Here is a 16,582-nt window from a genome sequence, read left to right as displayed (position 1 = left end):
CCGGTCAGTCGGAGCGGGGCCTGGCCACCGCGGGCACGCCCACGGCGACCGACCTGGGCGGGACGTCTTTCGTCACGACCGCGTTGGCCCCGACGACGCTGCCGTCACCCACCGTGACGCCGCCGAGCACGGCGGCCCCGGCACCGATCATCACGCCGTCACCGACGGTGGGGTGTCGGCGGCCGAGCGCGCCTCCTCGTCCCTTGCCGCCGAGGGTCACGCCATGGAAGATCGTGCAGTCGTCGCCGACCACCGCGGTCTCGCCGATGACGACGCCCATGCCGTGGTCGATGAACAGGCGGGCGCCGAGGCGGGCCCCCGGGTGGATCTCGACGCCGGTCAGCGACCGCACGAGCTGCGAGAGCAGCCGCGCGACGAACCGCGAGCCGAGGAGGCGCGGCGTCGGCCCCGCGCGCCACAGTCGCGAGGTCACGCGGTGCGCCCACACCGCGTGCAGGCCCGAGTAGACCAGGGCGGTCTCGACGCGGCCCCGAGCCGCCGGGTCGCGCCTCGTGACGGTGTCGAGGTCCTCCCGCAGGCGGGCGACCAGTCGCACCTCAGGCGTCCGCGAGGTCCTGGAAGAGCACCGTCGACAGGTACCGCTCGCCCGTGTCGCAGACGATCGCGACGATGCGCTTGCCGGCGTTCTCGGGCCGCTTCGCGATCTCGAGGGCGGCGTGGACGATGGCACCCGACGAGATGCCCGAGAGGATGCCCTCCTTCGTGGCGAGGTCGCGGGCGACGCGCAGGGCGTCGTCGAGCTGCACGGGGAACACCTCGTCGATCTGCGAGCGGTCGAGCACCTCGGGCACGAAGTTCGCCCCGATGCCCTGGATCTTGTGCGGCCCGGCCTTGCCCTCGCTGAGCAGGGGCGAGTCGGCGGGCTCGACGGCCACCACCTTCACGCCGGGGACCTGCTCGTGCAGCACCTGGCCGACCCCGGTGATGGTGCCCCCGGTGCCGACGCCGGCGACGAAGAAGTCGATCGCGCCGTCGGTGTCGCGCAGGATCTCGGGCGCCGTGGTGCGCCGGTGGATCTCGGCGTTGGCCTGCGTCTCGAACTGTTGCGCCCAGATCGCGTTCTCGGTCTCGGCGGCGATCTGCTTCGCCCGCTCGACGGCGCCCTTCATGCCCTCGGGGCCGGGGGTCAGCACGATCTCGGCACCGTAGGCCTTCATGACGGTGCGCCGTTCGACGCTCATCGTCTCGGGCATCGTGACGATCACCCGGTAGCCACGCGCGGCACCGACGAGGGCGAGCGAGATGCCGGTGTTGCCGCTCGACCCCTCGACGATCGTGCCGCCGGGCTTCAGGTCGCCCGAGGCCTCGGCCGCGTCGACGATGGCGACGCCCAGGCGGTCCTTGACGCTGGCGCCCGGGTTGTAGAACTCGAGCTTGGCCAGCACCTCGGCCCCGCCCTCGACGGGCAACGAGTTGAGCTTGACGAGCGGGGTGTTGCCGAAGGCCGAGGTGATGTCGGCGTGGATTCCGGGCATGCGCGGGTCTCTTCCGTGAGCGGGTTCTGTGCGGACGAATCGATGCACATCCTATGCAGCCCCGCTGCGCCGCCCCCCTGTGTGTCGCCCGGCGACGCCCACCCGCCCCGCGCCGCCCCGCCCCGCCCCTCGCTCGCCACCACGCCAGGATGTGGGCACAGCACCATGCCTAAACCTGGCGGTGTGCCCACATCGTGGCGTTGTGTCGCGGCCTGAGCTCGAGGTCGAGGTCTCGGAGGGTTCTGGCGAGCGGAAGGCGACGGGCGACGTCGTCGGCGTCACATCGACCGATCGCGCGGATGCCACCGGACCGCAGCAGCCGCCGTTCACGGTCTTTCTCAGCCTTCACCACCGCCGACGGAACCTCGCCTGCGCGCATCGCCGCGTCGTCGTACTTCACCTTGCCGTCGAACTCGAGCGCCGCGTCACCGATCACGAAGTCGCAGCGACCCGCCAGCCCCTGCCCGTCGAAGAACTCGACCTGCATCGCGGGCTCCGGGGTCCCGAGCTCGAGGAGCGCCAGGCGACACAGCGACTCACCGCCGTTCTCGGCCCACGGTGTGGCGAACAGCGCGACCCGCCGAGCCGTGGAGAGTCCCCGCGTGCCGGGTGCCCGGGCCAGCCGTTCGACCAGCAGCTGACGCGCGTCCTCGGCCACGTCCTCCACGCGCGACCGATGTCGGGCGGCCGACGTCGGGTCTCGTCGAGCGGCCGAGGCGAAGCAACCGGCCCGGATCGCCGCGCGCCGCAGGACGGCATCGACGCAGAGCACGCCGTCGGCGAACGACGCCGTCCTGGACCTGTCGGCGGCCGTCCGTACGTCGTTCGTCACGGGGAGCCCGTCGACCTCGACGACGTCCTGAGCGTCGACTGGTCCGGGATGACGAACGACACGGTCGGTCACGTGCATCCGGTCGCGCGACGGATCGATCACATGGACCGGCCCGCGCGGCCAGCCCGCGCTCGGGAGCCCGTGCAGGGCGACCGCCGACGCGTGCGACACCACGGCACCCGTGGACAATCCCGCGAGGACGGCTCGCACCGTCAGGACGTGTTGTTGACGCGGGTCGAGCCGCACCCAGTCCGCCGTCACGACGTAGGCCCCTGGATGAACACGATGGAACACCCCGTGCCTGGCGTCACGACGGAGGGCGGAGCCGTGTCTGCTCTGCGAACCGTGAGTGGCCGCGAAGACGAGGGGCGGAAGGGAGGTGGGCACGAGGCCACCGTGACCGACCGGTCGCGTCCTCGGGGCGTGACCCGCGCCTCCTTGTGGATGCACGATCGGGGCGTTGGTCCTGTGCACGAGGTGATGCATCACGCACGACGCCACGAGATGGGCACAACACCACGACTAATCGTGGTGCTGTGCCCATCTCGTGGCGGGGTGCAGACCGGCGGCGGCGGCGGCAGGCCGGCAGCAGCGGCGCAGGAGGCGCGGCGCGGGACTACGCGCCGGTCACCTTGCCGGGGTTGAACACGCGCCCCGGGTCGGCCGAGTCGAACAGCCCCTGCATGACGGCCACGCCCTCGGCCGAGACGTCCTGGGCGAGCCAGGGCTGGTGCTCGAGGCCGACGCCGTGGTGGTGCGAGACGGTCGCGCCGGTGTCGATGAACGCCTGCTGGATGGCGTGCTTGACGACGTCGTACTCGGCCTCGGCGTCGGAGCCGTGCTCGAACGCGAAGGTGAAGTAGAGGCACGCGCCCGAGTGGTAGGAGTGCGACAGGTGGCCCATGATCCAGCCCTGCTTGCCGATCGAGTCGAAGGCCTGGTTCGCCGCGGCGTAGACGCGCGACGAGACGAGGCGCAGCTTCGACCAGGGTGCGGCGGTCTCGGAGACGTCCGCCGCGCCTCCGTGGTCCATGAAGAAGTCGCGCAGGTAGGGCGTGTCGAACTTCTTCTGGTCGTAGAGCTTGCCCGGCCCCTTGCCGACGCTCATGCCCTTGTTCGCCTTGACGATCTTGCCGACCGCCTTCTGCGTGTGGGCGACGTGCTCGGGGGTGCCCTCGTAGCCGATGAACGACAGGCACATCGCGTCGACGTCCCAGCCCTTCGCCTTGAGGATCGTCGGCAGCAGGTCGGTGACCTTCTGCGAGATGCCCTTGCCGGGCTTCGAGGTGGCGAACGAGAACGCCGTCTCGTGCGCGTCGCTGACGCGCGTGACCGACGGGCGTGCGTCGCTCTCGGCGATCGCCTGCATGGCGGCGAGGCCGTCGTGCCACGACGGGAACAGGTAGGCGAGGATCTCGCGCTTCTCGGGCAGGCGGTGCACCTGGGCCGTGACCTCGGTGATGACGCCGAGGCGCCCTTCGCTGCCGATGATCATCTCGCGCAGCGACGGGCCGGTCGAGGCGCTCGGCACGGCGCGGATCGACAGCACGCCGCCCGGGCGGACGACGCGCAGGCCCTTGGTGATGTCGGCGATGTCGCCGTACTTGTCGCTCTGCATGCCCGACGAGCGGGTGGCGACCCAGCCGCCGAGCGTCGAGTGGGTGAAGCTGTCGGGGAAGTGCCCGAGGGTCCAGCCGCGGGCGTTCAGCTGCTCTTCGAGGTCGGGGCCCTGGCCGCCGGCCTGGATGCGGGCGAGGCCGCCGTCCTCGTCGATGTCGAGCACCTGGTCGAGGCGGCCCATGTCGAGCGAGACGATCGTGCGCTCCTCCGTCGGCAGCGGTTCGAGGCTGCCCACGATGTTGCTGCCGCCGCCGAACGGGATCAGCACGAGGTCGCTGGCCACGGCCAGGTCGACGATGCGCTGGATCTCGTCCTCGTCGGCCGGGTAGACGACGACGTCCGGCACGCGGTCGAGACGGCCGGCGCGGATGCGGATCAGGTCGCGGATGCTCTTGCCGTAGGTGTGCACGACGCGGTCGTGGTCGTCGGTGACGACCTGTCCGTCGCCCACGATCTGGACGAGCGAGTCGAGCACCTCGGTGCCGACGCGCGAGGCGGGCACGTCGAGGTCGTCGAACGAGAGCCCGGTGTCGTGCCCCTGCGACAGCTCGACGCCGACGATCTTCTTGACGAAGGGCGCGAAGGCGGGCTTGTCGTCGTGGTGGAAGGCGACGCCCTCGACGCCCCAGCCCCACCACTTCATGTGCTTGACGCCGTCGACGGCGGGGCTCTTCTTCTGCTTGACGTCGGTCACGGGCGTTCTCCTTCGAGCGGGTCTGACGAGCCCAGGATGCGGGCGGTGTTGGCGTCCTTCAGACGCAGGATCTCGGTGCGCACGCGCGTCGAGAAGTCGGTGACGGACTCGCCGTCGTGGGGCCGCATCGGGTCGCCGAACGCGACGCCGACGGGCAGCCGCCCGGGCCGGGGCCAGCTGCGACCCCGGGGTTGTGCGATGTTCGCGCCGATCAGGGCGAGCGGCACGACGGGCACGCCGCAGGCCGACGCGAGTGCGGCGGCGCCGGGCTTGAACGTCGCCACGGTGCCGTCCTTCGAGCGGGTGCCCTCGGGGAACACCAGCACGGGGTAGCCGCGCTGCAGCAGCGACCGTGCGCTGACGGTGGGCTGACCCTGGCGCCCCCGGGCGGCCGCCTTGGCCGCGGCCCGCCGACGGGCCGAGCTCTGCGGCGTCGACCCCGCCGAGGCCCCGGACGAGGAGGCGCGGGTCGCGTCGGCCGCGGACGCCGCCGTCCCCGAGCCCCGCTGCACCGGGAACGCGTTGAAGAACAGCTCGGTCAGCTGTCGCCGCCACGGCACGTCGAAGAAGTAGTCCGCCGCGGCCCCGGTCGCGAGGTAGCGCGCGAGCTTGCGGGGCAGGGCGCCGAGGATGAGCGGGGCGTCGAGGTGGCTCGAGTGGTTGGCGACCACGATGAACCCGCCCGTGAGGCCCTCGACGCGATCGCGGTCGATGACCGTCACGTCGGTGATCGACCAGATGGTCGGCTTGAGCACCATGCGCTGGGCGACGTAGCGCGCCATCGCGTGGCGTCGCGAGCTGAACCGGTCGCGCACGTCGCTGGCCACGCCGCCGGCGCGCTGGGCCACGTCGCCCGCGCGCTGGGCGACGTCGCCGGCCCGCTGGGCCACGTCGGCGCGGACGTCGTCGACGCGCTGCGCGACGGCGTCGAGGCGGGCGTGATCGCGACGCCCGTCGCGGTCGTGCCGCACGCTCACCGACCCACCGGCTTGCGACGGCTCGACGAGATCGCCCCGGACGCGGCACGGACGGCGCCCTTCGGGGCGTGCCGGACCAATCCCATCAGCACCTTGTACCGAAGCGTGGGCATGGAGATCACCTTGCCTTTGTCGACGTCGCGCAGGCACGCGACGACCAGTTGTTCGGTGCTGAGCCACAGGGCGTTGGGTATCGACGACGACTTTATGCCGGCACGTTGATGGAACTCGGTCCGCACCCAGCCCGGCAGCAGGGCCGTGACGCCCACGCCGGTGCCCTTGAGCTCGACCGAGAGGCCCTCGCTGTAGGAGGTGACCCAGGCCTTGATCGCCGAGTAGCTGCCCATCGCCATGAGGCCTGCGGTGCTCGAGACGTTGACGACGTGCCCGTGCCCGCGCTCGCGCATCGACCGTGCCGCGGCACCCGAGAGCACGAGCACCGTGCGGCACATGACCTCGAACGCGAGGTCGTGGGCGGCGACGTCCGTCGAGGTCAGCGGGGTGTGCATGCCGAAACCGGCATTGTTCACGAGCAGGTCGACGGGACGGGCCGGATCGGCCAGCCGGTCGGCGACGCGGTCGACGTCCGAGCGGTCGCCGAGGTCGGCGGCGAGGACCTCGACGTCACGGCCGAGGGCGCGCAGCGCGGTCGCCGTCTCGTCGAGTCGGGTGAGGTCACGGGCGACCAGGACGATGTCCCAGCCGCGCGTGGCGAGTTGGCGGGCGAATTCGGCTCCGATGCCGGACGTGCCCCCGGTGACGAGCGCTACAGCCATGCCGCTTACGATACGGTGCTGAGAGCAGACTGCGCGCATCGAGACACGTTCGAGGCCCTTCTCGCCTCGTCCTTTTCTGCCCCGGAGGTCCACCCGTCATGACGACCAGAGATGACCCGCGCGCCGACCTCGACTTCGACATCCGCGAGTTCACCAAGACGGCCCAGGGCAACTGGCGTCCCGACCTCGACCTGTCCGGCTTCGCCGCCGCCCCCCTCGGTGCCGACGCCCTGCGCCTCGTCCGTCATCTCGGCCGGCTCGAGAGCGCCACGATGGAGAACCTCCGCAACCTGCTCGTCACGGCCACCCACAAAGACACCCGGGTCACCGCGTTCCTGGTGACGTGGGCCTTCGAGAAGTTCTGGCTGGCCGACGCCCTCGACGCCGTCCTCGAGGCCCACGACGAACCCCGCAACCGTGACGTCCCCGAGGGGGCGAAGCGTCACGCCGCCTCCGAGGCGACCGAACGCCGTGGGCCCATCACGCGGGCCCTCCAGGCCGTCACCGTCGGCTCGCCGATCGTGGCCGTCCACACGACGACCGGCGCCGTCGACGAATGGGTGCTCCGAGAGGCATACGATCGGCTCGACGAGCTCGGCGCCCACCCGACGCTGACGACCGTGGTCGAGCGAGCACGGGTCGTCAAGGCCCGTCACGAACGCTTCTTCGCGAGCGAGGCCGACTGGCGCCTGCGTGACTCGCGCCGCGCGGTCAAGATGACCCGCGCCTCCTTGCTGACGGCCGTCTGGCCGGTCGGCGCCGTCGAGCGCGCCGACTCCGAGCGCACCTTCTTCGACGCCACCGTGTTCGGCGGGGCCGAGGGCCACGTGCGCGCCGACCGCGTGGGCGCCCTCGTCGCCGACCTGCCGGGCATGGACCCCGCCGTCGCGGCGGCCGTGACCAGAAAGCTGACCGCATGAGCTCCACCCCCGGCCTCGCCCTGCCCGACCGGACCCCCGGTGCCACGCGGGTCGACCTCGGCGACGCGCACGTCCTGCTGACCGGCGGCACCGGCTTCGTCGGCCAGGCGATCCTCGAGCGACTGCTCGCGTCGCACCACGGCACGACCGTGACCCTGCTGATCCGCCCCAAGGCGGGCACCTCGGCCGAGGGGCGCCTCCGACACCTGCTGAAGAAGCCGGTCTTCTCGTCGTGGCGCGACGCCGTGGGACCCGAGGGCGTCGAGAAGGCCCTCACCGAGCGGCTCCGGGTGATCGAGAGCGGTCTGGGCGACCTGCCCGACCTGCCCGGCGACCTCGACGTCGTCATCCACAGCGCCTCGACGGTGTCGTTCGACCCGCCGATCGACCAGGCCTTCGAGACCAACGTGGGCGGAGCGGTCGGGCTGTACGAGGCCCTGGCGAAGACCGGCACCGACCCGCACGTCGTGCACGTGTCGACGGCCTACGTCGGGGGCATCCGCAAGGGGGTCTTCCCCGAGGCGTCGCTCGGCCACGTCGTCGACTGGCGTGCCGAACGGGCCGCCGCCGCCGACGCCCGTGCCCGGGTCGAGGCCGCCTCGCGCCAGCCCGAGACGTTGCGCGGGTTCCTCGCGCAGGGCCGTGCGGCGCACGGCAAGACCGGACCGCAGGCGGTCGCGGCCGCCGCCGAGGAGGCGCGGGTCGCCTGGGTCAAGGCGCGCCTGGTCGACTACGGGCGCACCCGGGCCGAGACCCTCGGCTGGACCGACGTGTACACGTTGACCAAGGCGTTCGCCGAGCGGGCCGCCGAAGAGCTCTGGGCCGACGCGGGGCACCGCCTGTCGGTCGTCCGACCGGCGATCGTCGAGAGCGCCCACCGCCACCCGTACCCCGGCTGGATCGACGGCTTCAAGGTCGCCGACCCGCTGATCATGTCGTACGCGCGTGGCCTGCTGCCCGAGTTCCCCGGGGTGCCCGACAGCGTGCTCGACGTCATCCCGGTCGACTACGTGGTGAACGTGATCCTCGCCGTCGCGGCCAACCCGGTCGAGGCCGGCAGCCCCCAGTACTTCCACGCCAGCTCGGGCGGCAGCAACCCGTTCTCGATCCTGCGCATGTTCGAGAACCTCAAGACCTTCTTCACCGCGAACCCGCTGCCGCGCGACGAGCACTCGTCGATCGAGGCCCCGCACTGGAACTTCCCCGGGGTGCGCAAGGTCGAGGGAGCCATCCGCACCGCCAACCGCGTGAACGACGTGCGCGAGGCCGTGCTGAGCCGCCTGCCGAGCACGCTGCGCACCCGGACGGCCCTGGCCACGGTGCAGACCCGTCGGGCCGACCTCGAGTCGTTGCAGAGCCTCACCGACCTCTACCGCCACTACGTGCAGTCCGAGATCATCTTCGACGACCGCCGCACGAGGGCGCTGCACGCCGGGTTGCCCGAGGGGTCGCCCGCCGACATCGGCTTCGACGTGACCGACGTCGACTGGGAGGCCTACTTCCAAGAGGTGCACTTCCCGTCGATCACCTCGATGACGCGGGCCTTCTCGGTGCGCCCCGCCGCGGCGGCCGTGGTCGCCGACACCCGGGCGCTGCCTCGACGCGACGACGTCGTGGCCGTGTTCGACCTCGAGGGCACGGTGCTCGCCAGCAACATCGTCGAGCAGTACCTCTGGGTGCGCTCGGCCGGCTTCCGCAAAGCCGCGTGGCCCGGCGAGGTCGCGAGCCTGCTCACCTCGCTGCCGCGGTACCTGCGCGCCGAGGGCCGCGACCGGGGCGAGTTCATCCGCACCTTCTCGCGCCGCTACGAGGGCATGCCGGTCGCCCGCCTCTCGGGCGTCGTGCGGTCGAAGGGCTACGCCGACACCGTCCTGCGCCACACCCTGCCCGACGCCCTGGCGCGCCTCGCCGAGCACCGCGCCGCGGGGCACCGCACGGTGCTGGTCACGGGCTCGATCGACACCCTGACGACGCCCCTGGCGCATCTGTTCGACGAGGTCGTCGCCAGCACGATGCACCAGCGCGGCGGGGTCTACACCGGCTACCTCGCGCAGCCGCCGCTGGTCGACGAGGCCCGTGCCGCCTGGCTGCGGCAGTACGCCCAGGCGAACGACATCGATCTCTCGGGGTCGTACGGTTATGGTGACTCGTTCGCCGACCTCGCCTGGCTCGAGATGGTCGGACACCCGAACGCGGTCAACCCCGACAGCAATCTGGCACGCGAGGCGCTCCGAAGAAGATGGAGCATCCGCGACTGGACGCGCGGCGGCACCAGCAGCACGAGCGGCACCAGCGGCACCACAGCGAAAGGAGACGGAGGCAGGGCCTGAGCCCGCGCCTCCTGACATCACATGGCCTTCGACATCGACAAGTTCGCCGCGACCTCCGAACGACTGAGCTGGGACGACCTCGACCTCGACCACTTCCGCAAGAACCCGCTGTCGGCCGACTCGCTGCGGACCCTGCGCTACATGGCCGACGTCGAGTACCACACGGTCTGCTACACCCGTGACCTGTTGACGACTCCGTCTCACAAAGAGAACGAGATGACGACGTTCATGACGATGTGGAACCGCGAGGAGTTCTGGCACGGGGAGGCCCTCGCCGCCATCCTCGAGGTGCACGGCATCACCGTCGACTACGACCAGTTGCGGGCGAACCGCCTGAAGCTCGGCTGGCGCGAGCGCCTCGACCCGGTGAAGCAGGGCCTGCTCGGCAAGATCGTCGGCTCGGACTTCGTCGCCGTCCACATGTCGTGGGGCGCCGCCAACGAGTACTCGGCCGTCTCGGCCTACAAGCGCATGGCCGAGCTCGAACAAGACCCGGTGCTCGCCGAGCTGCTGAAGCGCATCGCCAAGCAAGAGGCCCGCCACGTGGCGTTCTACGTCTCGCAGGCCCGTGAACGTCTGCTCGCGAGCAAGAAGGCGCAGAAGCTGACGCGCTTCCTGCTGTCGAAGGTCTGGGCCCCGGTCGGCTCGTCGATCATGGAGGTCGACGACGTCAAGTTCGTCTTCGGCCAGCTGATGAGCGGCGAAGAGGGTCGCAAGGCGGCCGTCAAGCTCGACCAGAACATCTCGAACCTGCCCGGCATGAGCGGCCTGACGATCTTCCAGAAGGCCCTCGACGGTCTCGGCATCCGTGCCGACTCCCCCGCCGGCGGTTCGGTCGCCACGGCGTGAAGACCAGCCACCTGCGGCACTTCCTGGTCGCCGCCGAGGTGCTGCACTTCCCCGTGGCAGCCGACAAGCTCGGCATCTCACGCCAGAAGCTCGAGTCGTCGATCGAGGCGCTCGAGCTCGAGTTCGGGGCCAAGCTCTTCGACCGTGACGTCGCGCCGTACCGGTTGACGAAGGCCGGCAAGGCTGCGGTCGTCGTCGCCGAAGACGAGCTCGCGAGCCCGTCGACCCCGACGCCGCCGCCTCCCCCGCCCGCCGGCGGCAAGGCCAAGGCGTCCAAAGGCAAGGGGCGCACGCCCGCCGTCAAGGGTCAGCCGAAGCCGTTCAAGAAGCGCCAGGGCCGCTAGGCCCGCAGCCCGCCACGAAATAAACACTGCGCCATCGGATTGCGTGGCGCGGTCTTTAGTTCGTGGCGGCGTCAGGCCCGACCGTGGCGAACCAGTCGGCGTACCGCGTGTTCCGTGCCATGCGGCGGGTCTCGTCGGGAGCGTCGTCGTCCCACCACACCGGGCCGCGTTCGCCGAGCGAGGTCTTCGCCGCGTCGACCCGGGCCCGGGCGGCCTCGACGGCGGCAGCGTCGTCGTCGGCCAGCGCCGTCTTCTTCGCACGCCGCGCCTCCATCAGTTCGTGGACGATGGAGGCGCGGGTCGCCTCGTCGAGGCGAGGGTCCGTCCGTCGCCACAACCGGCCGCGCACCACGAGGTACCGCCCGTCGGGCGTGACCAGCGGTGCAGCACTCATGGTCCGAGTCTGCACCGCCGGCCCCGCCCCCGGGCGCCGGTGTCAGTCGCCCTTGACGTTGACGATCTGCCGCAGCGTGTGGCGGATCGTCACGAGCGACGCGGCGTCGGCCATCACCTGGTCGATCGGCTTGTACGCCGCGGGGATCTCGTCGAGGAACGCGTCGGTGTCGCGGTACTCGATGCCCGTCATGGCCTCGCGCAGCTGCTCGTGCGTGAAGGTCTTCCGGGCGGCGCTCCGCGAGTAGGCACGACCCGCACCGTGCGGGGACGACTGCAGGGCGACCGGGTCGCCCCGGCCCTCGACCACGTACGACGCGGTGCCCATCGACCCCGGGATCAGCCCCGGCTCACCGGCGCGGGCCGAGATGGCGCCCTTCCGCGACAGCCAGACGTCCTTGCCGAAGTGCCGCTCCTGCTGCGTGAAGTTGTGGTGGCAGTTGATGCGCTCCTGCTCGTCGACGGGTGCTCCGACCCAGTCGGCGAACTGCCGCACGACGCGGTCCATCATCTCCTCACGGTTCAGCAGCGCGAACCGCTGGGCCCACCGCAGCTCGTCGACGTACCGGTCGAACTCGGGCGTGCCCTCGACGAGGTAGGCGAGGTCGGGGTCGGGCAGCGTGATCCACCACCGCTTCATGGCCGCCTGGGCGACCTTGATGTGCGTCTGGGCGATCTTGTTGCCGACTCCCCGGCTGCCGGAGTGCAAGAAGAGCCACACGGCGTCGGCCTCGTCGAGGCTGACCTCGATGAAGTGGTTGCCCGAGCCGAGCGTGCCCAGCTGCAACTGCCACGTCTTCGCGTACGACGACGGGTCGAAACCCGCGGCCTCGGCCAGGGCGGTCAGCTCGGCGACGCGCGGCTCGGCCGTCGCCACGATCTTCGCGTTGGCGCGACCGGCGGACGTCGGCACGGCGCGCTCGATCGCCTCGCGCAGGGGCTTCCGGTCGGCGGGCAGGTCACCCGCGACGAACTGCGTCTTCACGGCGATCATGCCGCAGCCGATGTCGACCCCGACGGCGGCCGGCATGACGGCGCCGAGCGTCGGGATGACCGACCCGACGGTGGCGCCCAGCCCGAGGTGGGCGTCGGGCATCAGGGCGAGGTGCGGGTAGATGAACGGCATCGTCGACGTCGTCCGTGCCTGCTGCTCGGTGTTCGCCTCGAGCAGGCTTGCCCAGCTGAACAGCCGGGACGTGATCTTCTCCATGGTCCTTTCGATTCTGTGAGGGGGTCGTCGTCCGGGGCGGGCGGACGTTCCCTCGTGCCGCGGCCGTCGAGCCTGCGGTGTCGAAGAGACGGAGAACGCCCCGGGCCTCGTGGGCTCGGGGCGTCGGGTGACGTCGTCGGGCCTAGCGGAGGGGGTCGAGAGAGAGCCAGCGTCGCCCGCGGAGGGGCGTGCCCTCGACGGGCTTGCCGTCGCATGGCTGCTGGTTCAGGAGGCGCGGCGTGCGTTCGTACGACATCGCGGCCTCCTCTCGTGCTCTGTCTCGTCGTTCCGACGTCTCCGCACCGTCGATCGGCGCGGAAGACCGAACTTACATCCCGGGCGTGTCGCGTGTCCAGTGCCCGTCAGCCTCGAGCGGTCGACCGGTGCTGCCGGACGAGCAGAAGATGTACATCTTCGTGTACATCGAAGGTCAGGCGCGGGCGACGACCTGCCGGGCGAGTTCGCGCTGCACGCTGAGGGCGAGTTCGCGCAGCATGACGAGGTCGACGCTCTCGATCGTGCGGGGCTCGGGGTCGGCGACGCAGAGGGCGCCGATGCGGACGCCGTCGGGGCTCTCGACCGGGTAGCCGGCGTAGAACCGCGCCGGCGCCTCGACGCCGAAGCGCTCGTCCGCCCAGGCGTCCTCGACGACGAACGGCTGACCGCCGGCCACCGTGTGGGCGCAGAACGACAGGGCGGCCGGCATCTCGCGGTCACCGCCGCCGACCAGCGCCTTGTTCCACGTGCGGTCCGCCGTGACGAGCGAGAACGCGGCCCCGCTCGCGCAGAGCAGGGTCCGTGCCCGCTCGACGATGTCGTCGAAGCGCTCCTCGGGGTCGGTGTCGAGCAGGCCGAGCGCCCGGATCGCCTCGACGCGGTCGACCTCGGCCTGGGGGGCGTGTCGGCGTGCCCGTGCCACCCCGCCGCCGGCGGACATCTGGGCGTCGAGCATGGGCGCGAGCAGCTCGGCCTGCGCCTCGCCCCAGCGCGCGTACTTCGCGATCAGCTGGTCGCGGTCGTCGTGGCCCGAGAGCGGCGACGGCGGCATGAGGACGTGCACGCGGGGATGCGTCGAGCAGACGTCGCGGATGACCTCGTTCAGTGCGGCCGCGTGTCGGTCCACCAGACCCCCGCAGGCGATGCGGAACACGGTGACCTCGCTGGGGGCCTGGATGCCCGTCACCAGCACGGGGCTGCTGGCGCCGCCGGTCTCGGTCTCGATGTGCACGAGCAGGTCGACGAAGGCCCGTCGCCACTTCGTGAGGTCGGTCATCTCGAGGGCGTCGTTGATGCCGGTCACCACGACCACGGCGTCGTAGCGCGTGAGGTCGCGGTCGGCGAGCACGCGGCGGGCGGTGGGCGTGCGCATGGCCGGGTCGGCGAGCACGTCGACGTCGACGCCCCGGCCCGTCGACTGCGAGACGGCGCGTGCGAGGTGCCCGGCGAGGCCGAGGTCGTGGCTGCGGACGCCCCACCCCACGGCGGGTCCGCTGCCGAACAGCAGGACGCGGTCGGGGCTGACTCCCGGCGCGTGCGCCCGGGCGACGCCCTCGGGCTTCGGCAGCCCGAGCCGACGGTCGAACCACCGGTTGCGCTGCCGGATCACCCCGTGCAACGCGAAGGTCACGAAACGGTTCATGCCGGGCTCCTCCCACGACGGTGGCCTGATCGACGAGGGCTCTGCGTGGTGAGGGCCGAGCGGTGTCGTTCCATGGTGGTCGTCGCCGTGGCGGGCGGCCAGCCCCAGGTCGGGGGCCGATGCGCGGGCGTCAGAACGACCGCGGCGCGTCGGACCCCGGAGGGGGCTGAGCGAGCAGGCGCGCGATGTCCTCGTCGACGAGGGCCCGGAGGCGCTGGTCGCGTTCGTCGTGGTACGCCGGGTCGACCGCCTCGACCGCCGACACCTTCGTGACGATGACGGCACCGACGTCGCCCCATGCCCGCTCGACGGCCGCGGCGACGATGCCGCCGACGAACTCGTCGTCGGACTGCAGGTCGTCGAGCCTCTCGGCCACGGCCGTGTAGGTCTTCTCGCGGAACCACAGCGTGTCGTCGTCGCCCCGCCGGTAGTCGTGCTGGTGGCGAGACCGGCCCTTGGCCTTCAGAGCCTTGGCCCGCTCGCCGCCGATGCGCTCGTTCTGCTCGCGCTGCTCGGCGGAGAGCCGCCCGAGGATCGTCCGCACGGCCTCGCGGGTGCGCTCGTGGTCGAAGTGCTCGTGGTCGCGCAGGGCGCGGATCACGATCGAGTTGGCGACCGACACGACCGCGGCCGCCCGTGAGATCAGGACGCCCTCGGACACGGCACGCTCGAGGGCGACGGGGTCGGGCGTCGCGGGTTCCGAGGGGGTGGCGCGCGTCTTGCCGAACATCGTCGCGCCCCTTTCTCGACCGGTCGGTCGCCGCGGCGACCGGGTGCGGGCCGACGACCGGCCCGAACCCCCATTAAAGACCCGTGCGAGTGCCCGTCGTCCCCCGGGGCACGACGGGCACCCGCACGCAGCGGGACGGACCCTAAGCGGTCTCGGCCAGGGCGGTCGAGACCTCGCGGACGAAGTCGTCGAGGTCGTCGGGGTCGCGCGAGGTCACGAGCGTGAAACCCTGCTCGACGTCGGTCACGACCGAGCGGTCGACCCAGGTGCCGCCCGCGTTGCGGACGTCGGTCTGCAACGACGCGAACGACGTGAGCTCCTTGCCCTCGACGAGTCCGGCCTCGATCAGCGCCCACGGGCCGTGGCAGATGGCCGCGATGGGCTTGCCGGCCGCCGCGAACGCCTTGACGAGGTCGACGGCGTCGCTCTCGGTGCGGAGGGTGTCGGCGTTGATGGTGCCGCCGGGCACGAGCAACAGGTCGTGGTCGGCCGCGTCGGCCTCGGCGATCGTCGTGTCGGGCCGGACGGACTGGCCGGGGTCCTTGTCGCCGACGAGGGTCTCGACCGGCTCGGTCGACACGCCGGCGACGACGACGGTCGCGCCCTGCTCGCGCAGCTTCGCGACGGGGACGACGAGCTCGTCCTGCTCGACGCCGTAGTTGGTGACGATCGCGAGGACGCGACGTCCGGTGAGTTCGGTGCTTGCCATGGTGATGCTCCTCTCGGGGCCCCGCGTCGGGGCCCGGTGTGCGACCGCTCCCGTCTACGCGTGCGGGCTGGGTCGCGGCTGGCCCGCTGTACCCCGACCGCGCCTCCTGCCCTCGAGCGTCAGCTCGCGAGGAGGGCCCGGGCCGTCCCCTCGTCGAGGATGAGGTCGGTGACCAGGCCCGCGGCGAGGGCCCCCCGGACGCTCACGACCTTCGCCTCGCCGGCGACGACGCAGACGCGCCGCGGCGTCCGCCGGATGGTCGCCAGGTCGGGCCCGGTCGCCCGCTGGTTCAGCTCGATGTCGGCCGACGAGCCGTCCTCGCGGAAGAACACCGTCGCGACGTCGCCGACGACGTGGTCGTGGACGAGGCTGTCGTGGTCGCTCTGCTCGAGGTAGCCCCCCGAGTAGACGTGGCTCGGCACGTGCGCCTCGCGCGAGCCGACGCCGAACACGACGAGGTCCATCTCGCCCTGCAGCGACAGGACGCGGCGGGTGCTGCGCTCGCTCCACAGCGCGCGCTTGGTGGCGGGGTCGTCGAAGAACGCCGGCACCGGGAACTGCTGGATCAGCGCGCCGTACGCGTGCCCGAAGCGGCGGAGGATCTCGCTCGCGTACTCGATGCCGGTGGTGCGGGTGTTGGCCGCTCCGTTCAGCTGCACGAAGACCGTGTTGTGCGTCGTCTTGGGCACCAGGTACCGGCTCACCGCACTCACGGTCGAGCCCCACGCGACGCCCACCACCATGTTCGAGTCGACGTACTGCGTGAGCGTTCGTGCAGCCGACAGCGCCACCCGGTCGAGGCGGTCCACGTCGCTCGTCTGGTCGGGCACCGGGACGACGTGGGCGACCACGCCGAACCGGCGGTGCAGGCCGTCTCCGACCGAGGTGGGCTGGTCGAGGGGGGACTTGATCTGGATGTCGACGAGACCGGTCTCGCGAGCCGACTTCAGGAGGCGCGACACCGACGACCGGGACGTCTGCAGCTCGTGCGCGATGGCCTCCATCGTGAGGTCCTGCATGTAGTAGAGATGCGCCGCGCGCAGCGCCTCCTGCGTGCGTTCGG

16 protein-coding genes are annotated in these 16,582 nt (G+C 71.6%); 4 read left to right on the top strand and 12 right to left on the bottom strand.

Annotated features, from left to right (window positions below):
• Positions 1 to 4: 4 nt before the first annotated feature.
• The 6 genes from epsC to ASG05_RS06560 all read right to left on the bottom strand — a co-directional run bounded on the left by epsC (position 5) and on the right by ASG05_RS06560 (position 6,395).
• On the bottom strand, positions 5 to 556 hold the full coding sequence (epsC, locus tag ASG05_RS06585; protein ID WP_056259072.1) for a serine O-acetyltransferase EpsC: 552 nt from the start codon (positions 554 to 556) through the stop codon (positions 5 to 7).
• A gap of 1 nt (position 557) precedes the next feature.
• Positions 558 to 1,496, bottom strand: a complete 939-nt coding sequence (gene cysK, locus ASG05_RS06580) for a cysteine synthase A (RefSeq protein WP_056259070.1) — start codon at positions 1,494 to 1,496, stop codon at positions 558 to 560.
• 169 nt (positions 1,497 to 1,665) lie between these two features.
• Positions 1,666 to 2,328 carry a hypothetical protein gene (locus tag ASG05_RS06575; protein ID WP_157490107.1) on the bottom strand — a complete coding sequence of 221 codons (663 nt, stop codon included), beginning with the start codon at positions 2,326 to 2,328 and terminating at the stop codon, positions 1,666 to 1,668.
• Positions 2,329 to 2,944: 616 nt separating this feature from the next.
• Positions 2,945 to 4,642, bottom strand: coding sequence for an FAD-binding oxidoreductase (locus ASG05_RS06570; protein WP_369814043.1), 1,698 nt, complete (start codon positions 4,640 to 4,642; stop codon positions 2,945 to 2,947).
• The gene (locus ASG05_RS06565) at positions 4,639 to 5,619 is read right to left on the bottom strand and encodes a lysophospholipid acyltransferase family protein (RefSeq protein ID WP_082486511.1); all 981 of its coding nucleotides are present in this window, start codon (positions 5,617 to 5,619) and stop codon (positions 4,639 to 4,641) included. Before ASG05_RS06565 ends, ASG05_RS06570 begins: the two co-directional genes overlap by 4 nt.
• Entirely contained in the window at positions 5,616 to 6,395 is a 780-nt protein-coding gene (locus ASG05_RS06560; protein WP_056259065.1) for an SDR family oxidoreductase, read from the bottom strand. Before ASG05_RS06560 ends, ASG05_RS06565 begins: the two co-directional genes overlap by 4 nt.
• Before the next feature lie 98 nt (positions 6,396 to 6,493).
• On the opposite strand from ASG05_RS06560, the gene ASG05_RS06555 reads away from it, so the two are divergent.
• From ASG05_RS06555 to ASG05_RS06540, 4 genes are read left to right on the top strand one after another with little or no spacing between them, the layout of a single operon-like run.
• Positions 6,494 to 7,315, top strand: coding sequence for a hypothetical protein (locus tag ASG05_RS06555; protein ID WP_056259061.1), 822 nt, complete (start codon positions 6,494 to 6,496; stop codon positions 7,313 to 7,315).
• Positions 7,312 to 9,645, top strand: a complete 2,334-nt coding sequence (locus ASG05_RS06550; RefSeq protein WP_056259058.1) for an SDR family oxidoreductase — start codon at positions 7,312 to 7,314, stop codon at positions 9,643 to 9,645. The genes ASG05_RS06555 and ASG05_RS06550 overlap by 4 nt, the downstream gene beginning before the upstream one ends.
• 21 nt (positions 9,646 to 9,666) lie before the next feature.
• On the top strand, positions 9,667 to 10,494 hold the full coding sequence (locus tag ASG05_RS06545) for a hypothetical protein (protein ID WP_056259055.1): 828 nt from the start codon (positions 9,667 to 9,669) through the stop codon (positions 10,492 to 10,494).
• Positions 10,491 to 10,838: a LysR family transcriptional regulator gene (locus ASG05_RS06540; protein ID WP_056259049.1), complete on the top strand. Its 348-nt coding sequence runs from the start codon at positions 10,491 to 10,493 to the stop codon at positions 10,836 to 10,838. Before ASG05_RS06545 ends, ASG05_RS06540 begins: the two co-directional genes overlap by 4 nt.
• A 55-nt stretch (positions 10,839 to 10,893) precedes the next feature.
• On the opposite strand, the gene ASG05_RS06535 is transcribed toward ASG05_RS06540, so the two are convergent.
• The 6 genes from ASG05_RS06535 to ASG05_RS06510 all read right to left on the bottom strand — a co-directional run bounded on the left by ASG05_RS06535 (position 10,894) and on the right by ASG05_RS06510 (position 16,538).
• A complete protein-coding gene (locus ASG05_RS06535) occupies positions 10,894 to 11,232 on the bottom strand; it encodes a hypothetical protein (protein WP_056259225.1) in 339 nt (112 codons plus the stop codon).
• 42 nt (positions 11,233 to 11,274) lie between these two features.
• Positions 11,275 to 12,441 (bottom strand): RtcB family protein, encoded by a 1,167-nt coding sequence (locus tag ASG05_RS06530; RefSeq protein WP_056259048.1) that lies wholly within the window; start codon positions 12,439 to 12,441, stop codon positions 11,275 to 11,277.
• A 430-nt stretch (positions 12,442 to 12,871) separates the two neighbouring features.
• Entirely contained in the window at positions 12,872 to 14,080 is a 1,209-nt protein-coding gene (locus ASG05_RS06525) for a GAF domain-containing protein (RefSeq protein ID WP_056259047.1), read from the bottom strand.
• Positions 14,081 to 14,210: 130 nt separating this feature from the next.
• Positions 14,211 to 14,810, bottom strand: coding sequence for a hypothetical protein (locus tag ASG05_RS06520; RefSeq protein ID WP_056259044.1), 600 nt, complete (start codon positions 14,808 to 14,810; stop codon positions 14,211 to 14,213).
• Between the two features lie 142 nt (positions 14,811 to 14,952).
• Positions 14,953 to 15,519 carry a type 1 glutamine amidotransferase domain-containing protein gene (locus tag ASG05_RS06515; RefSeq protein ID WP_056259042.1) on the bottom strand — a complete coding sequence of 189 codons (567 nt, stop codon included), beginning with the start codon at positions 15,517 to 15,519 and terminating at the stop codon, positions 14,953 to 14,955.
• Between the two features lie 119 nt (positions 15,520 to 15,638).
• Entirely contained in the window at positions 15,639 to 16,538 is a 900-nt protein-coding gene (locus ASG05_RS06510) for a sugar-binding transcriptional regulator (RefSeq protein WP_235491431.1), read from the bottom strand.
• Positions 16,539 to 16,582: the final 44 nt, after the last annotated feature.

It is taken from the genome of Frigoribacterium sp. Leaf186 (assembly GCF_001423905.1).
Lineage (GTDB): Bacteria > Actinomycetota > Actinomycetes > Actinomycetales > Microbacteriaceae > Frigoribacterium.
This window is presented reverse-complemented; position numbering and strand designations above follow the sequence as displayed.